The sequence below is a fragment of the Erwinia pyrifoliae DSM 12163 genome (assembly GCF_000026985.1).
GTDB lineage: Bacteria > Pseudomonadota > Gammaproteobacteria > Enterobacterales > Enterobacteriaceae > Erwinia > Erwinia pyrifoliae.
In genome coordinates this window covers 140,264-155,917 of the sequence record NC_017390.1, presented here as the reverse complement: position 1 = coordinate 155,917, position 15,654 = coordinate 140,264, and the positions used below count along the sequence as shown (strand labels likewise).

Sequence of the window (15,654 nt, the reverse complement as noted above, 5' to 3'; positions counted from 1 at the left end):
AATTTATGTCTGCTATGACTCCGCGCGAGATTGTCAGCGAACTGAACAGATTTATCATCGGCCAGGATGGCGCCAAACGTGCGGTGGCGATCGCCCTGCGCAACCGCTGGCGCCGCATGCAGCTGGACGAAGAGTTGCGTCATGAAGTGACGCCAAAAAACATTCTGATGATCGGCCCAACCGGTGTGGGTAAAACTGAAATTGCCCGTCGTCTGGCCAAGCTGGCGAATGCGCCGTTTATTAAAGTAGAAGCGACCAAGTTCACCGAAGTGGGCTACGTGGGTAAAGAAGTAGACTCGATTATCCGCGATCTAACCGATTCCGCGATCAAAATGGTGCGCTCACAGGCGATAGAAAAGAACCGCTACCGCGCCGAGGAGATGGCCGAAGAGCGCGTTCTTGACGTGCTGATCCCGCCAGCGAAAAATAACTGGGGCCAGAACGAAGCAGCAGCAGAGCCATCCGCTGCACGCCAGGCATTCCGCAAAAAACTGCGTGAAGGTCAGCTGGATGACAAAGAGATCGAAATAGACCTGGCGGCGATTTCCGGCGGGGTGGAGATCATGGCACCTCCGGGCATGGAAGAGATGACCAGCCAGCTGCAGTCCATGTTCCAGAACATCGGCGGCCAGCAACAGAAACCACGCAAGCTGAAAATCAAAGAAGCGATGAAGCTGCTGGTAGAAGAGGAAGCGGCCAAGCTGGTCAACCCGGAAGAACTGAAGCAGGAAGCCATCGAAGCGGTAGAACAGCACGGCATTGTGTTTATCGATGAGATCGATAAAGTGTGTAAACGCGGCGAATCTTCCGGCCCGGACGTTTCGCGCGAAGGCGTACAGCGCGATCTGCTGCCGCTGGTGGAGGGCTGTACCGTCTCAACCAAACACGGCATGGTGAAAACTGACCATATCCTGTTTATTGCTTCCGGTGCATTCCAGGTGGCCAGCCCGTCAGATTTGATCCCTGAGCTACAGGGCCGTCTGCCTATTCGCGTCGAGTTACAGGCACTGACCACGAATGATTTCGAGCGCATTCTGACCGAGCCGAGCGCCTCTATCACCGTGCAGTACAAAGCGCTGATGAACACCGAAGGGGTGGATATCAACTTTACCGCAGACGGGGTCAGCAAAATCGCCGCCGCCGCCTGGCAGGTGAATGAAACCGCAGAGAATATCGGCGCCCGTCGCCTGCATACCGTGCTTGAGCGTCTGATGGAGGAGATCTCCTATGATGCCAGCGACCTTAACGGTCAGTCGATCACTATCGATGCCGAGTACGTCAGTAAGCATCTGGACGAACTGGTCGCCGACGAAGACCTCAGCCGCTTTATTCTGTAACCCTTACTCTACAACCCGGCTTTACCGCCGGGTTTCTGTTTTCCCTTGCCGCATTGCGACTCGCATCTTGAATTGAACGAATTCCTCATGCCTTCGCATCAATGTTTAACCATTGATGATTTTGCCAACAGCCATCTTTAAGCGATATACTTAAACATCCTGTGGCAAACAGACGAAAACCTTATGAAATACGATACGTCAGAACTGTGCGACATCTATCACGAAGATGTGAACGTCGTTGAACCGCTCTTCTCAAACTTTGGTGGGCGCACCTCGTTTGGCGGGCAAATCATCACGGTAAAATGTTTCGAGGACAACGGTCTGCTTTACGATTTGCTGGAGGAAAACGGTCGTGGCCGCATTCTGCTGGTTGATGGCGGGGGTTCGGTGCGGCGCGCGCTGGTTGATGCTGCTCTCGCCAGGCTGGCGCTGCAAAACGAGTGGGAAGGCATCGTCGTTTATGGATCGGTGCGCCAGGTTGATGACCTGGAAGAGCTGGATATTGGCATTCAGGCGATTGCCGCCATTCCGGCCGGAGCCGCCGGCGAAGGCATTGGTGAAAGCGATGTGCGGGTGAATTTCGGCGGCGTTACCTTCTTCTCGGGCGACCACCTGTATGCTGACAATACAGGTATGATCCTGTCTGAAGTCCCGCTTGATATTGAATAGCCCGACCGACCCGACCGACCCAACCGAATAGCAAAACGGGTGCCACACGGCACCCGTTCTCAGCTTTCGCTCTCTGTTTTAACGAGCGAGAGGCATCAGACCTCTTCCATTTTTCCCAGCAGCGCACGCAGACGCTCTTGCCAGACGTGCTGCTCTTCTTTCAGCTGCTGATTCTCATGCACCAGCGTTTCTCTGCTGCCGGATGCCTGCTGAACCTGATGGTTCAGATTGCCGTTTTGTTCTTTTAGCTCTTCGATTTCCATCTGCAACAGCGTGATGGTATCAATCGCCTGCTGTACTTTCGCTTCCAGTTTCTCAAACACTTCAAATGACATTTCTCTAACCTCTCCTAATCGCAGGGCATTGATGATGCTAGCCGCAGGGGTGAGGAATGAACCGGCATTCCGCGGATAACAACGATGCATCGATTGTAAGTAGACCAGCAGCGCAAGTCCAGCAGGGAACCCTGACGCGAGTGCAGTCTGTAATAATTTTCATCCTGAACCTGGTTTTAATCTCGTTTACCTCCACCAACGGATAAGCAAATAAGAAAAAAAAATGAACATTTTATGAGCGCCTGAACCCACCTTATGGGGTTTGCGAAGCGCTAAACCACGCGCAAACGCTCATTTTCATGACACAGAACACAATTTTCGATTTCGCTATTTCTCGTTAATGCTCGTTAACGATAAATTTACATAAACTCTACAGCAAATTCGGCTGTTCCGGCAATGGATCAAAACAACCCTTCACCTCGCCTACAGGAATGACATTATGAGTTATGCAACAAGCACACTTAAGGGGCAGTGCATCGCGGAGTTCCTCGGCACGGCCACCATCATCTTTTTTGGGGCAGGCTGTGTCGCGGCAATGAAAGTCGCAGGAAGCAGCTTTGGTCAGTGGGAAATCAGCATTGTCTGGGGGCTTGCCGTCGCAATGGCGGTTTATCTCACTGCCGGCATTTCTGGTGCTCACCTTAATCCCGCCGTTAGCGTTGCCATGTGGCTGTTTGCCAACTTTGATGGCCGCAAAGTGATCCCTTATGCTCTCGCCCAGGTTGCCGGGGCATTTTGCTCTGCCGCGCTGGTTTACGGCCTGTATCATAATCTGTTCCTTGATTACGAACAGACGCATCAAATGGTACGCGGCAGCGTGGAAAGTCTCGATCTCGCCGGCGTCTTTTCAACCTATCCCAATCCGCATATCAGCGTGGGCCAGGCGTTTCTGGTTGAATTGACCATCACTGCCATTATGATGGCGCTGATCATGGCGCTAACCGATGACGGTAACGGCCTGCCGCGTGGTCCGATAGCCCCACTGCTGATTGGTTTGCTGATCGCCACCATCGGTGCCTCAATGGGGCCTCTGACCGGGTTTGCCCTGAACCCGGCACGAGATTTCGGCCCCAAACTGTTCGCCTGGGTCGCTGGCTGGGGGTCTGTTGCTTTCACCGGCGGCCGTGATATTCCCTATTTCCTTGTACCGGTTTTTGGCCCGCTGCTTGGCGCAAGCCTCGGTGCCTTTGGCTACCGCGCTCTGATTGCCAGCAATCTTCCGGGTGAAGTTGTGGAGAAACACGACAAACCCGCATCGCGCGCTGAACAATGATAAGCGCAGCTCTGCTTACGGCTTACCCCATCAGGAACAGACTATGACTGCCGAAAAGAAATATATCGTCGCGCTCGACCAGGGAACCACCAGTTCCCGCGCCGTGATCCTCGATCATGACGCCAATATTGTCGCGGTGTCGCAGCGCGAATTCCAGCAAATCTACCCTAAGCCTGGCTGGGTTGAGCATGACCCGATGGATATCTGGGCTTCGCAAAGCTCCACGCTGGTGGAAGTGCTGGCGCATGCGGATATCAATTCCGACGAGATTGCCGCTATTGGCATCACCAATCAGCGTGAGACCACCATTGTCTGGGAAAAACAGACCGGCAAACCGATCTATAACGCTATTGTCTGGCAGGATCCGCGCACGGCTGATTACTGCGCAAAGCTAAAAAAAGAGGGGCTGGAAGAGTACATTCGCCACACCACCGGATTAGTGATTAACCCCTACTTCTCCGGCACCAAACTAAAATGGATCCTCGACCATGTTGAAGGTTCGCGCGAACGCGCCCGGCGTGGCGAACTGCTGTTTGGCACCGTCGACAGCTGGCTGGTATGGAAGATGACGCAAGGACGGGTGCACATCACCGACTACACTAACGCCTCGCGTACCATGATGTTCAACATTCATCAGCTGGAATGGGATCAGCGCATGCTGGAAATTCTCGATATTCCGCGTGAAATGCTGCCGGAAGTGAAGTCGTCCTCTGAAGTTTATGGCCAGACCAACATTGGCGGTAAAGGCGGCACGCGCATCCCTATTGCGGGTATTGCCGGCGATCAGCAGGCGGCGCTGTACGGCCAGCTGTGCGTTCAGCCGGGGATGGCGAAAAACACCTACGGCACCGGCTGCTTTATGCTGATGAACACCGGCACCGAAGCCGTCACCTCCACCCAAGGCCTGCTGACCACCATCGCCTGTGGGCCGCGTGGTGAAGTCAACTACGCGCTGGAAGGCGCGGTGTTTATCGGCGGCGCGTCGATTCAGTGGCTGCGTGACGAGATGAAGCTGATCGGTGACGCCGCAGACTCCGAATATTTCGCCACGAAAGTGAAAGACACCAACGGTGTTTATATGGTGCCCGCCTTCACCGGCCTGGGCGCACCGTACTGGGATCCGTATGCCCGTGGTGCCATCTTCGGCCTGACGCGTGGTGCCAACGCTAACCATATTATCCGCGCCACGCTGGAGTCGATCGCCTACCAAACTCGTGATGTACTGGAAGCGATGCAGAACGATGCCAACACCCGCCTGCAATCACTGCGCGTGGACGGTGGTGCAGTTGCCAATAACTTCCTGATGCAGTTCCAGTCCGATATTCTCGGTACGCGCGTTGAGCGCCCTGAAGTGCGTGAAGTGACCGCATTGGGGGCGGCCTATCTGGCGGGCCTGGCCGTTGGCTTCTGGAAAGACCTGGATGAAGTGCGTGCCAAGTCGGTGATCGAACGCGAATTTCGCCCGGGCATCGAAACCACCCGGCGTAACGTGCTGTACGCCGGCTGGAAAAAAGCCGTTGCCCGCGCTCAGGCGTGGGAAGAGGCCGACGACAGGTAATCCCACCCGCCCGTGGTAGCCAGCCACGGGCATCTCTTCCCCTGCATCAATCCCGCTACTGATTTTGTCGCATCTGACCCAGCTTCGGGATCAGGCGGATGTAAATCAGCTCACTCAACAGCTCAACGAGAGTCTGCGTGACGATAATGGCAGGCAGAACAGGGATAGCACCCGGCACGGCCAGCGCCAATGGCAATACCACCAGAGAGTTACGGGTTCCGGCGCTGAATGCCACTGCCCTGCCCGCAGCAGGCTCCAGGCGGAACATTCTGCCGGCCGTCCATCCGGCCAGCGGGGCCAGAACGGCGAAAGCAACATAGACCGGTATGGCCTGCAAGGCCAGGGGCCAGCCCTCTCCCAGTTGTGGCAACATGGCCGCCACCACGATAAATAACACCACGGCGGTCGCCGGCACCGGCAACAGGCCAAGCCCCACGGCGACCGAACCGCCCAGCCTGCTGCGCCTGCTCCACAGCTGCGTCACTGCGGCAAGACACAGCGGAGCCGCAATCAGCCAGAGGAAAGCATCAATAAACGGTTTGGGCTGCACCAGGCCGGTAGCCTGCTCACCAAGGAAAAGGTGCAGATATAGCGGAAGCAGCAGCACCTGGGCAATCAGTAATACCGGCGTGGATGCCAGCAGCAGGCGGAAGTCACTGCGCCCAAGCTGGGCAAAGGTGACGACATAGTCGATACAGGGCGTCAGCAGCACCAGCAGCACGCCGAGCCGTAACAATGTGTTCTGCGGCAGAAACGGTATCAGGATGGCGACCAGTACCGGGATAAACAGAAAATTAGCCAGTAACAGAGGTAACAAGAAACGTAACCGCGTTATCGCCTTAACAAGCCCGGCCACCGGAACCTGCAGGAAGGTGACAAATAGCATCAATGCCAACGCCGGGTTAATGGCGGATCTCAGAGCCGTTGTCGCTGGCAGAACAAGGGCGGCAAGGCCGGCAGTCATCACCGCCATAAAATAAATGATGACCTGATGGTGTTCAAACCCGTCCCTGATACGGGTCGCCATGTTAGCGGCTGATACAAACATTTATCATTGTTCCTTATCTTATGAGGTCAACGCCATGCAAGGAGCGTGACGGAGAAGGCTTTATTTTCAGTCATATTGCCTGATGTTTTGATGAAAGGTACCGCGTCCGCATCGGTATCACCAGAACAAAACCGAACTGCAACGCCACAGCCTTGAGGAACGGGGGCGTAACGATGATAAACTTGCCGCCTGATGATTTTTCCGAGGCATATCATGAAACGAGAACTGGCGATTGAATTTTCCCGTGTCACCGAAGCAGCCGCGCTGGCTGGCTATCAGTGGCTGGGCCGTGGCGATAAAAATGCGGCGGACGGCGCGGCGGTACATGCGATGCGTATCATGCTTAATAAGGTGGATATCGACGGACAGATCGTGATTGGCGAAGGGGAAATTGATGAAGCGCCGATGCTGTATATCGGTGAAAAAGTCGGTACCGGCAACGGTGATGCAGTGGATATTGCCGTTGACCCGATTGAAGGCACGCGCATGACCGCGCTGGGCCAGGCCAACGCGCTGGCGGTGATGGCCGTGGGCGATAAAGGCACCTTCCTGCACGCCCCTGATATGTATATGGAAAAACTGGTGGTCGGCCCGGCGGCGAAAGGCACGATTGACCTGAATCTGCCGCTGGAAGAAAACCTGCAGCGCGTTGCCAACGCCATGAATAAACCGCTGAGTGAACTGACGGTCACGCTGCTGGCGAAGCCGCGTCATGATGCGGTGATTGCCCGCCTGCAGCAGCTCGGCGTGCGCGTGTTTACCTTCCCGGATGGCGATGTCGCCGCCTCCATCCTCACCTGTATGCCGGACAGCGAAGTCGACGTGATGTACGGCATCGGCGGCGCGCCGGAGGGTGTGGTTTCTGCTGCGGTGATCCGCGCGCTGGATGGCGATATGCAGGCTCGCCTGCTGGCTCGACATGAGGTAAAAGGGGACAGTACTGAAAACCGTCGCCTGGGCGAGCAGGAACAGGCTCGCTGCCGTGAAATGGGTATAGAGACCGGCCAGGTGCTGGCGCTGGAGCAGATGGCGCGCAACGATAACGTCATTTTCTCAGCCACCGGCATTACCAGCGGCGACCTGTTAAAAGGCATCACGCGCAAAGGCAATATGGCGACCAGCGAAACGCTGCTGATACGCGGCAAATCGCGCACCATTCGCCGCATCCAGTCGATTCATTTTCTCGACCTGAAAGACGAAAACCTGCATCGGTATATCCTGTAATCTGCCCGCTGGCGGGCCTCGCAACAAGAAGCCCGGCCGCTGGCGTTTAAACCCTATGCGGTTCAGGCTCCTTAGACAGCGGCAGCCAGCACAGCAGGATCAGCAGCGCGGTGGCAAACATCAGCATACCGAGACTGAACTGACCGTTTTGCGGCAGCATGGCCGACAGCCACGCGGTCAGGCCGGAACCCAGATTCTGTAACCCGCCCACCAGCGCCCCGGCGGTACCCGCCATATACGGCCACGGCTCCATCGCCCCGGTAGTCGCCAGTGGAAACAGCATCCCGGCACCGAAAAAGAACAGCGATGCAGGCACGATCAGCGTCCACAGGTTCATGATCCCCAGCCAGCCGGGTATCCACATCATCACGCCCGCCAGCAGGCAGCTGTTTACCGCGTACCACATCACGCTGACAAAGGGTTTGTTACTGCGTCCGGCAAACCAGGCCCCGAAGAAGGCGGCGGGCAGCGGCAGAATAAACAGCAGGCTAATGGCCAGGCTGCTCATTCCCAGCACGCCGCCCATCAGTACGCCGCAGCTGGCCTCAAACACCGCAATTCCGGCCAGCGCACCTATCAGGATAACCAGGTAACGAACAAAATGACCATCGGCCAGCAGTGGACGATAGCGCGAGAAAAACGGCCGCTGCGGCTGATGCGCTGGCCGGGTCTCCGGTAGCCAGCGCATCATCGCGGCCGACACCATCAGGCACAGCAGCAGCAAGAAGGCGAAACAGGCCTGCCAGCCGAACAGATACGTCAGTCCGGCACCGATCGCCGGCGCAATCAGCGGGCTGACCAAAATCCCCATGTTCAGCAGGCTGTTGGCATGGCGCAACGCGCTGCCGCAATAGAGATCGCGCGGCATGGTACGCGCCATTACGCCGGCCACGCCGGTGCCCATTCCCTGGATGGCCGCTCCCAGCACCAGTGCGTTCAGGCTGCTTGCCAGCAGCGCGGTAACCGAGCCAATAATAAACACCGCCATCCCCAAAAAAATCACCGGGCGACGGCCAATGCCGTCTGACAGCGGGCCATAAAACAGCTGTGACGCCCCGTAAGTCATCAGGTAGGCCGCCATCACCCGTTGCACCATGCCGTCACCAATATGAAAGGCCGCAGCAATGGTCGGCATCGCCGGGACATAGATGGTCTGCGCCATTTGCCCTACCGCCAGCAAAGCAATCAGCATCACCAACAGGTATCCGTTATCAATCTTTTTCATCGACTCACATCAGTATAATTTGCGGAAAAAATCCTTTAGCCAGCAGGATTCGCCAGAAAGCCCGGCATTATGGCGGAGAAAATATCAGGATTATCAGACAAAGCGAGTGCGGTGCCATAAATAGCAGACGCTTTACTGTCAGTAAAAAAAGGCGCTGCTGTACGTTTTTTTTTACGCTTGGGGCCATTCGTGCGCATACTTTGTCGATATGAGCTTTTACTACGGCCGCCAGCTGGCAAAAACCGTCATGGCTGGTGAAGATAGCCGCAGAAACGCCAATCATGTTGCAAGCGAATTAAGGAGTTCTTTATGGCCGTATGGGTTAATGCCCGTGTAAAAAAAGTCACCGACTGGACCGACAGTCTGTTCAGCCTGACGGTGACGGCCCCCATCGATCCGTTTACCGCCGGCCAATACGCCAAGCTGGCGCTGGAGATAGACGGCGAACGCGTAGTGCGCGCTTACTCCTATGTCAATGCACCAGGCAGTGCAGACCTGGAGTTCTACCTGGTTACCGTGCCGCAGGGTAAACTCAGCCCGAAGCTGCATGCGCTGCAACCCGGTGATGAGGTGATGATCACCGCAGACGCCCAGGGTTTCTTTATCCTTGATGAAATTCCGCCGTGCGAGACGCTGTGGATGCTGGCAACCGGCACGGCCATCGGCCCGTATCTGTCTATCTTGCAGGAAGGGAAAGGCCTGGCGCGTTTTAAAAATATCGTGCTGATCCATGCGGCGCGCTATGCACAGGATTTAAGCTATCTGCCGCTGATGCAGCAGCTACAGCAGCGTTACAGCGGGCAGCTACAGATTCACACCGTGGTCAGCCGTGAAGAGATTACCGGTTCGCTTACCGGCAGAGTTCCCGCACTGATTGCAAACGGGCAGCTGGAGGCCGTCACCGGACTGAAAATGGATGCCGAAAACAGCCATGTGATGCTGTGCGGCAACCCGCAGATGGTACGTGACACGCAACAATTGCTGAAAGAGAGCCGAGCTATGCGTAAACACCTCAAGCGCAAGCCGGGGCACATCACCAGCGAGCATTACTGGTAATCAGCCATCCTGCGGCGCAGCAATACCACCGACTGCGCCGGTTTACCAAAGCGATTGTCGCCGATCGTGCCGGCAAAACCGCCCAGCTCCACCAACATGCTGACCAGAATCAGGGTAGGAATAATGCGCCCCACCAGCCACTGTGCCTCATTGGGCAACATCGCCCAGTTTCCCGCCATCAGCATCCAGGCCATCACCATCAGCAGCGCCCACTGGCCGCCTTTATTGCGGTCGTGCAGACGCTTTACCAGCACCGCACTGGTTGGCCACAGCAGAGCCACCACGCAGAAAGCGGCGGTTTGTGTGTCCAGTAAACCATTGCCCGCCAGCGTAAACAGCAGCACCAGCATCAACAGCCAGCAAAACTGCCATATCCAGAAGTCACGGCGCCTGAGACGTCCGCGATAAGAGAAACACCACTGTTGTAAGGTCATTATTTTTATCTCAGGGTTCGGGTGCCTTTGACTTGGACGGCCATTGTCCGTTTTAATCTTGGGCTGAATTGACGGATTAGAGCCAACGAAATGAAAAAAGCAATTTGGGCAGGGATTGTACTGCTTGCCGCCATAACGACAACTGCCACCTACGCCGCTGTCGATCCAGCAGGCCAGACGGATCCCATATCGGCCGCGCCGTACTTGCAGACAGGTGCGCCTGTCTTCGATATAACCATTGCTCAGTTTCGCGAGAAGTATAATGCGGCCAACGCGGCACTACCTTTAGTTGAATATCGCGCCATTGACAGCCGGAATGACAAGAGCAATCTGACGCGTGCGGCCAGCAAGATCAATGAAAATCTTTACTCCTCTACCGCGCTGGAGCACGGCACCGGAAAAATCAAAACCTTGCAGATAACCTGGCTACCGATCCCCGGCCCGGAACAGAAAGCCTCACGCGATAAAGCCCTGGCTTATATGACTGCTTTCATACGCTTCTTCGAACCGATGCTCAGCGCTGAAAAGAGCCTTCAGCGGGCAAATGCACTGCTGGCAAAGGGGAAGGGTTTACGTTTTTCCCAGCAAACCGAGGGCGCGCTGCGTTATATCGTTGCGGACAACGGAGAAAAAGGGCTGACCTTCGCGGTGGAGCCGGTGAAGTTGGCGCTGGCAACACCCTGAAATGGCAGGCCAGAAGGATAACAAAAAGCAAAGCCTTTCCGATATTTGATCTCTATACTGTCAGGCAGACAATGCTGCCCGTCGGCAGCTTTAACACTCTCGAAGCGTGGAGGATAGAATGCGACATCCATTAGTGATGGGTAACTGGAAACTCAATGGCAACAAGCACATGGTCAACGAACTGATCGCCGGTCTGCGTACCGAGCTGAGCGGCGTTGATGGTTGTGGGGTGGCGATTGCTCCCCCTGTCATGTATCTGGATCAGGCGAAGCAGGCCATTTCCGGCAGCCCTGTCGCCCTGGGTGCGCAGAACGTTGACGTTAACCTGTCTGGCGCTTTCACTGGCGAAGTTTCTGCCGAGATGCTGAAAGACATCGGCGCACGGTACATCATTATTGGCCACTCCGAGCGCCGTACCTGGCACGCAGAAAGCGATGAACTGATTGCGAAAAAATTTGCCGTGCTGAAGGCGACGGGTCTGATCCCGGTGCTGTGCATTGGTGAAACCGAAGCGGAAAATGAAGCGGGTAAAACCGAAGAAGTCTGCGCACGTCAGATCGATGCGGTACTGAATTCGCAGGGCGCTGATGCTTTCACTGGTGTGGTGATCGCTTATGAACCCGTATGGGCAATCGGCACGGGCAAATCAGCTACCCCGGCTCAGGCTCAGGCAGTACACAAATTTATCCGCGACCATATCGCGCAGAAAGATGCGACGGTGGCCGCTCAGGTCATCATTCAGTACGGTGGTTCTGTGAACGATAAAAATGCGGCAGAGCTGTTTGCTCAGCCAGATATCGACGGCGCTCTGGTGGGCGGCGCATCCCTGAAAGCCGATGCCTTCGCAGCGATTGTTAAAGCGGCGGCGGCGGCGAAAAGAGCCTGATGAGGTTATCCTGCCCCATGCGGGGCAGGATCCTGCCAAACCGTTTTATCCTCTCTTTCATCTCCCTCACGCTGACGCCAACCTGTTCATACAGACAGGCAAGCGCTATCGCTGCCGCTCATGCAAATATCGCTATAAATGTTACTTATTCTATGACCGTTATCATTTCTACTTTTAATCTTTAAACAATTTTTTAATTCTCCGGTAACAATGGTATATTTCTGAAGCATTTGCACAGCGATTAAACACCTTTAAACCGAGTGGTTTTTCACTGTCAGCAACCCTGGAATAGCGGGGCAGTCAGACTGGTTGCTGACCCCCCAGCGCTGTTTCCCTGGCTAACATGTTGATTTAATTCAACACACGGAGATGTCGTCTCATGCGCAAAATGGCAGTAGACAATCACGTCGATGTATTACTTATCGGGGGTGGGGTGATGAGCGCCACACTCGGTACTTACCTGCAAGAGCTGGAGCCGGAATGGCGCATCAGCATGGTAGAACGTCTGGACGGCGTGGCAGAAGAGAGCTCGAACGGCTGGAATAATGCCGGAACGGGCCATTCAGCCTTGATGGAGCTGAACTACACCCCGGAAAATGCCGACGGCTCTGTCAGTATCAAAAAAGCGATAGAGATCAACGAAGCATTCCAGATTTCCCGTCGTTTCTGGGCGCACCAGGTGCAACGTCATGTGATGAGCAATCCACAAAGCTTTATCACCAGCGTGTCGCATATGAGCTTCGTCTGGGGTGACGCCAACGTCAAGTTCCTGAAAAAACGTTTCACGGCCCTTCAGCAAAGCACGCTGTTTCGTGGTATGGAGTTCTCAGAAGATCCGCAGCAGATCGGAGAATGGGTACCGCTGGTGATGGAAGGCCGCGACCCTACGCAGAAAGTCGCAGCAACCCGAATTCCGACCGGAACGGATGTTAACTTCGGTGAAATCACCCGTCAGCTGGTGGCATCGCTACAGAAGAGCGAAAATTTTCAGCGCCAGACCAGTCGTGAAGTACGTAGCATAAAACGCAATACCGATGGCAGCTGGTGCGTTACCGTATCCGACCTGAAAAACAACGATGAAAAAACAGTCATCAGGGCGAAATACGTCTTTATCGGGGCCGGTGGGGCCGTCCTGAAGCTGTTGCAAGAATCCGGGATTCCGGAAGCAAAAAACTACGCGGGATTCCCGGTCGGCGGCGAGTTCCTCGTCACCGATAACCCGGAACTGGTCAACAGCCATCATGCGAAGGTATATGGTAAAGCCTCCGTTGGCGCACCGCCGATGTCGGTTCCTCATCTGGATTCCAGAGTGCTGGACGGCAAGCAGGTGCTGCTGTTTGGCCCCTTCGCTACCTTTTCCACCAAGTTCCTGAAACAGGGTTCCCTGTGGGATATGTTCAGCTCCATCACCCCGTCGAACCTGGCGCCGATGCTGCGTGTCGGCCTTGATAATTTTAACCTGGTGAAGTATCTGGTGGGCCAGGTGATGCTGGGTGAAGATGACCGTATCAATGCATTACGCGAGTATTTCCCACAGGCGCAGAAGCATGACTGGCGCAGGGTGAAAGCCGGTCAGCGCGTGCAGATAATCCAGAAGGATGCCAGCAAAGGCGGCGTGCTGAAGCTGGGTACCGAAGTGGTCACTTCACAGGACGGCACGATATCAGCCCTGCTCGGAGCCTCCCCCGGCGCTTCTACTGCAGCACCCATCATGCTGGAACTGATGAGCAAAGTGTTTAAACAGCAGATGGCCACACCGCAATGGCAGAGCAAGCTGAAGGCAATTATCCCGTTCTATGGACAGAAGCTGAACGGTAACGTTGCCGCCACCGAGAAAGAACTGGCTGAAACCAGCCGCATTCTGCAGCTGGACTACACGCCGATGGATCCGGCTGCCAACGATGAACCGACCATCACAACCCATTCTGTCATCGGAAAATAACCCTGACAAAGGCGGCCGCGCAGTGGGCCGCCTCTCCCCTCTACTGGCATTATGTCACTGCTGCCATCAGCCAGGCTTTAGGATTTACCGCCTGGAACAGGCCACACCGATATAGGTCATCGGGCGCGCTCTGGATCCAGGGCGAACGCTGTCACCCTACTCTACGGCTCTCCTGTTGCTATCCGTTCGATGAACGCTATATCTGGGCGCTGAAACGTACCGGCGCACTGGCCTGCGAGATGAGCGGCATCGCCGCCGGAGTGAATTCATCTTTCAGCATAAACCCCTGCCTTTTTTAACCGCTATGCTTTATCAATACTCATTGATATTAAACACTGACAGGTACAGCTATGACGCTAAAACGCCCTTTCAAACAGGTCGATGTTTTTACCACTACCCCCTGCAACGGTAACCCGCTGGCGGTGATCATGGATGCCAGCGGTCTGAGCAATGCGCAGATGCAGTCGATCGCCCGCTGGACCCATCTTTCGGAAACCACTTTCGTGCTGCCGCCAACGGATGCCGCTGCCGACTACCGGGTGCGTATTTTTACCAAAGACATGGAGCTGCCTTTTGCCGGCCATCCAACGCTCGGCACCGCTCACGCGCTACTGGAAGCCGGTCATGCGCTCAAACATCCTGGTCAAATCGTGCAGGAGTGTCAGCTGGGTCTGGTAAAAGTCAAAATCGGCGCGGGCGGGGCATTGGCCTTTGCCGCACCGGAGGCCATTCTGACTCCGTTCAATGATGCGCCGATTAGCAGCGCGCTCAACAGCGAACGACTGGAAGAACAGCTTCCGATGATGATCGCTGATATGGGTATTCGCTGGCTGCTGGTGCCGATGACCTCTGCTGAGGCCGTTTTGGCGGCGAAACCGGATGCGGTTGAGTTTACCCGCCTGGTGCAAAAAGCACGGGTAAATGGGGTCATGATATTCGCGCCGCTGCAAGGTGCAAATGAGCAGTACGAGGTGCGGGCGCTAATGATTGAACAGGGCGCACTGGCAGAAGACCCGGTGACCGGCAGCGCCAACGCCTGCCTGGCACGTTATTTTCAGGCGCGCGGGGTGGAGCTGGATTATCACGTCCGACAGGGAACGGCTATACAGCGCGCGGGGCGCCTTAGCGTTAATTATGCCTGTGACGGTATCTGGATTGGCGGCCAGACCGTCACGGTGATTAACGGTACTGTCACCATATAAGTACCGGGGCGGGCTGTCGTATAGTCCGCCGCATACGCCCGACCAGATTGACCAGGCAACCTGAAGCATTGTGCACAGGATTAATTCTCTGGAAATATCTTTCGTGAGCGACTTAACCACTCGCCCCAGGGAATATCCCGGCCGGGGTAAGCCGGTTTTTCAATACGCCAAAAATCGCCAACCCATTGGCGAATAAACGATTCAACCTTTTCTGCAAGAGGCGTTTCAACCACCTCAATATTGAACCAGTAATAAACCGCGACATCGCTACCTTCATATAAGGAGGGAAATAAATAAACACAGCCAATACAAAAGCGCTCATCATTATCCAGGATGATATAAGAAAAACCGGTGCGATCAATGAAATCCTGATAATCTTCGCTGATATAAGCAAGATTATCTTCCCTGCTACGAATATCTTCCGGCCAGCAGTCGGAAAAAATATCACCCAGTATGGGCTTACTCGCCGTCACCGCCGCATAATCCAGATCTGCGTACTCCGGACTGAGCGGGCGAAGAGTAAACCTGTCTCCCTGCACAACAAGCGGTACGTCGAAATCATCAGCAACGACTTTATTGTATACCGCCATGTTCTTACCTTTTTCTTCTGAACTTCAGGTGATAAAAATTCTGATTTTCTGTGTGCACTGACGTGAGTACATCAGGCCGGGCGCAATATTTAAAGGCAGAAAATAAACACCACTTACAAATATACAAGCTGTAATTAACATCATGTTCAGTATGCTTAAGACAAAAAATATCGCTTGTTTTACATTCGGCG

The 15,654-nt window shown here is 55.1% G+C and carries 16 protein-coding genes; 10 read left to right on the top strand and 6 right to left on the bottom strand.

Going from position 1 to position 15,654, the window contains the following annotated elements; all coding sequences use genetic code 11:
* The first annotated feature begins 5 nt into the window (after nt 1-5).
* On the top strand, nt 6-1,337 hold the full coding sequence (hslU, locus tag EPYR_RS00710) for an HslU--HslV peptidase ATPase subunit (protein WP_012666524.1): 1,332 nt from the start codon (nt 6-8) through the stop codon (nt 1,335-1,337).
* 183 nt (nt 1,338-1,520) lie between these two features.
* Nucleotides 1,521-2,006: a ribonuclease E activity regulator RraA gene (rraA, locus tag EPYR_RS00705; RefSeq protein ID WP_004167848.1), complete on the top strand. Its 486-nt coding sequence runs from the start codon at nt 1,521-1,523 to the stop codon at nt 2,004-2,006.
* A 95-nt stretch (nt 2,007-2,101) separates the two neighbouring features.
* Here rraA and zapB read toward each other — a convergent pair whose 3' ends face one another.
* Nucleotides 2,102-2,341 carry a cell division protein ZapB gene (gene zapB / locus EPYR_RS00700; RefSeq protein ID WP_012666523.1) on the bottom strand — a complete coding sequence of 80 codons (240 nt, stop codon included), beginning with the start codon at nt 2,339-2,341 and terminating at the stop codon, nt 2,102-2,104.
* Nucleotides 2,342-2,780: 439 nt separating this feature from the next.
* Here zapB and EPYR_RS00695 point away from each other — a divergent pair, with 439 nt between their 5' ends.
* Together EPYR_RS00695 and glpK are read left to right on the top strand one after the other, a co-directional pair.
* Nucleotides 2,781-3,614 (top strand): MIP/aquaporin family protein, encoded by an 834-nt coding sequence (locus tag EPYR_RS00695; RefSeq protein WP_012666522.1) that lies wholly within the window; start codon nt 2,781-2,783, stop codon nt 3,612-3,614.
* A gap of 43 nt (nt 3,615-3,657) precedes the next feature.
* On the top strand, nt 3,658-5,172 hold the full coding sequence (glpK, locus tag EPYR_RS00690; protein ID WP_012666521.1) for a glycerol kinase GlpK: 1,515 nt from the start codon (nt 3,658-3,660) through the stop codon (nt 5,170-5,172).
* A 55-nt stretch (nt 5,173-5,227) separates the two neighbouring features.
* Here glpK and EPYR_RS00685 read toward each other — a convergent pair whose 3' ends face one another.
* Entirely contained in the window at nt 5,228-6,220 is a 993-nt protein-coding gene (locus EPYR_RS00685; protein WP_012666520.1) for an arsenic resistance protein, read from the bottom strand.
* Between the two features lie 213 nt (nt 6,221-6,433).
* On the opposite strand from EPYR_RS00685, the gene glpX reads away from it, so the two are divergent.
* Nucleotides 6,434-7,444 (top strand): class II fructose-bisphosphatase, encoded by a 1,011-nt coding sequence (glpX, locus tag EPYR_RS00680; protein ID WP_012666519.1) that lies wholly within the window; start codon nt 6,434-6,436, stop codon nt 7,442-7,444.
* A 46-nt stretch (nt 7,445-7,490) separates the two neighbouring features.
* Here the strand turns inward: glpX and emrD are convergent, their stop codons facing one another.
* Both emrD and EPYR_RS20860 read right to left on the bottom strand, forming a co-directional pair.
* Nucleotides 7,491-8,669 carry a multidrug efflux MFS transporter EmrD gene (gene emrD, locus EPYR_RS00675; protein WP_012666518.1) on the bottom strand — a complete coding sequence of 393 codons (1,179 nt, stop codon included), beginning with the start codon at nt 8,667-8,669 and terminating at the stop codon, nt 7,491-7,493.
* A gap of 35 nt (nt 8,670-8,704) precedes the next feature.
* Nucleotides 8,705-8,866 carry a hypothetical protein gene (locus tag EPYR_RS20860; RefSeq protein ID WP_197525172.1) on the bottom strand — a complete coding sequence of 54 codons (162 nt, stop codon included), beginning with the start codon at nt 8,864-8,866 and terminating at the stop codon, nt 8,705-8,707.
* Between the two features lie 112 nt (nt 8,867-8,978).
* Here EPYR_RS20860 and fpr point away from each other — a divergent pair, with 112 nt between their 5' ends.
* Nucleotides 8,979-9,725, top strand: coding sequence for a ferredoxin--NADP(+) reductase (fpr, locus tag EPYR_RS00665; RefSeq protein WP_012666516.1), 747 nt, complete (start codon nt 8,979-8,981; stop codon nt 9,723-9,725).
* On the opposite strand, the gene EPYR_RS00660 is transcribed toward fpr, so the two are convergent.
* Nucleotides 9,716-10,159 (bottom strand): DUF805 domain-containing protein, encoded by a 444-nt coding sequence (locus tag EPYR_RS00660; RefSeq protein WP_012666515.1) that lies wholly within the window; start codon nt 10,157-10,159, stop codon nt 9,716-9,718. The two genes, fpr and EPYR_RS00660, sit on opposite strands and share 10 nt — an antisense overlap.
* A gap of 90 nt (nt 10,160-10,249) precedes the next feature.
* Between EPYR_RS00660 and EPYR_RS00655 the strand changes: the two genes are divergently transcribed.
* The 4 genes from EPYR_RS00655 (at nt 10,250) to EPYR_RS00640 (ending at nt 14,873) form a co-directional block, all read left to right on the top strand.
* Complete coding sequence (locus EPYR_RS00655) at nt 10,250-10,843, top strand: DUF1454 family protein (protein WP_012666514.1); 594 nt, start codon at nt 10,250-10,252, stop codon at nt 10,841-10,843.
* A 118-nt stretch (nt 10,844-10,961) separates the two neighbouring features.
* Entirely contained in the window at nt 10,962-11,729 is a 768-nt protein-coding gene (gene tpiA, locus EPYR_RS00650; protein ID WP_012666513.1) for a triose-phosphate isomerase, read from the top strand.
* A 379-nt stretch (nt 11,730-12,108) separates the two neighbouring features.
* The gene (gene mqo, locus EPYR_RS00645) at nt 12,109-13,671 is read left to right on the top strand and encodes a malate dehydrogenase (quinone) (RefSeq protein ID WP_012666512.1); all 1,563 of its coding nucleotides are present in this window, start codon (nt 12,109-12,111) and stop codon (nt 13,669-13,671) included.
* Nucleotides 13,672-14,021: 350 nt separating this feature from the next.
* Entirely contained in the window at nt 14,022-14,873 is an 852-nt protein-coding gene (locus tag EPYR_RS00640) for a PhzF family phenazine biosynthesis protein (RefSeq protein ID WP_012666511.1), read from the top strand.
* Between the two features lie 80 nt (nt 14,874-14,953).
* On the opposite strand, the gene EPYR_RS00635 is transcribed toward EPYR_RS00640, so the two are convergent.
* Nucleotides 14,954-15,463, bottom strand: coding sequence for a GNAT family N-acetyltransferase (locus tag EPYR_RS00635; protein ID WP_012666510.1), 510 nt, complete (start codon nt 15,461-15,463; stop codon nt 14,954-14,956).
* Between the last annotated feature and the right edge of the window lie 191 nt (nt 15,464-15,654).

What these genes read in the sequence shown, in the direction of transcription:
- glpX (WP_012666519.1), top strand. Translation starts at nt 6,434, where the DNA reads ATGAAACGAGAACTGGCGATTGAATTTTCCCGTGTCACCGAAGCAGCC.
- EPYR_RS20860 (WP_197525172.1), bottom strand. Translation starts at nt 8,866, where the DNA reads ATGCGCACGAATGGCCCCAAGCGTAAAAAAAAACGTACAGCAGCGCCT.
- tpiA (WP_012666513.1), top strand. Translation starts at nt 10,962, where the DNA reads ATGCGACATCCATTAGTGATGGGTAACTGGAAACTCAATGGCAACAAG.
- EPYR_RS00655 (WP_012666514.1), top strand. Translation starts at nt 10,250, where the DNA reads ATGAAAAAAGCAATTTGGGCAGGGATTGTACTGCTTGCCGCCATAACG.
- fpr (WP_012666516.1), top strand. Translation starts at nt 8,979, where the DNA reads ATGGCCGTATGGGTTAATGCCCGTGTAAAAAAAGTCACCGACTGGACC.
- EPYR_RS00635 (WP_012666510.1), bottom strand. Translation starts at nt 15,463, where the DNA reads ATGGCGGTATACAATAAAGTCGTTGCTGATGATTTCGACGTACCGCTT.
- EPYR_RS00695 (WP_012666522.1), top strand. Translation starts at nt 2,781, where the DNA reads ATGAGTTATGCAACAAGCACACTTAAGGGGCAGTGCATCGCGGAGTTC.
- emrD (WP_012666518.1), bottom strand. Translation starts at nt 8,669, where the DNA reads ATGAAAAAGATTGATAACGGATACCTGTTGGTGATGCTGATTGCTTTG.
- rraA (WP_004167848.1), top strand. Translation starts at nt 1,521, where the DNA reads ATGAAATACGATACGTCAGAACTGTGCGACATCTATCACGAAGATGTG.
- zapB (WP_012666523.1), bottom strand. Translation starts at nt 2,341, where the DNA reads ATGTCATTTGAAGTGTTTGAGAAACTGGAAGCGAAAGTACAGCAGGCG.
- EPYR_RS00640 (WP_012666511.1), top strand. Translation starts at nt 14,022, where the DNA reads ATGACGCTAAAACGCCCTTTCAAACAGGTCGATGTTTTTACCACTACC.
- EPYR_RS00685 (WP_012666520.1), bottom strand. Translation starts at nt 6,220, where the DNA reads ATGTTTGTATCAGCCGCTAACATGGCGACCCGTATCAGGGACGGGTTT.
- hslU (WP_012666524.1), top strand. Translation starts at nt 6, where the DNA reads ATGTCTGCTATGACTCCGCGCGAGATTGTCAGCGAACTGAACAGATTT.
- glpK (WP_012666521.1), top strand. Translation starts at nt 3,658, where the DNA reads ATGACTGCCGAAAAGAAATATATCGTCGCGCTCGACCAGGGAACCACC.
- mqo (WP_012666512.1), top strand. Translation starts at nt 12,109, where the DNA reads ATGCGCAAAATGGCAGTAGACAATCACGTCGATGTATTACTTATCGGG.
- EPYR_RS00660 (WP_012666515.1), bottom strand. Translation starts at nt 10,159, where the DNA reads ATGACCTTACAACAGTGGTGTTTCTCTTATCGCGGACGTCTCAGGCGC.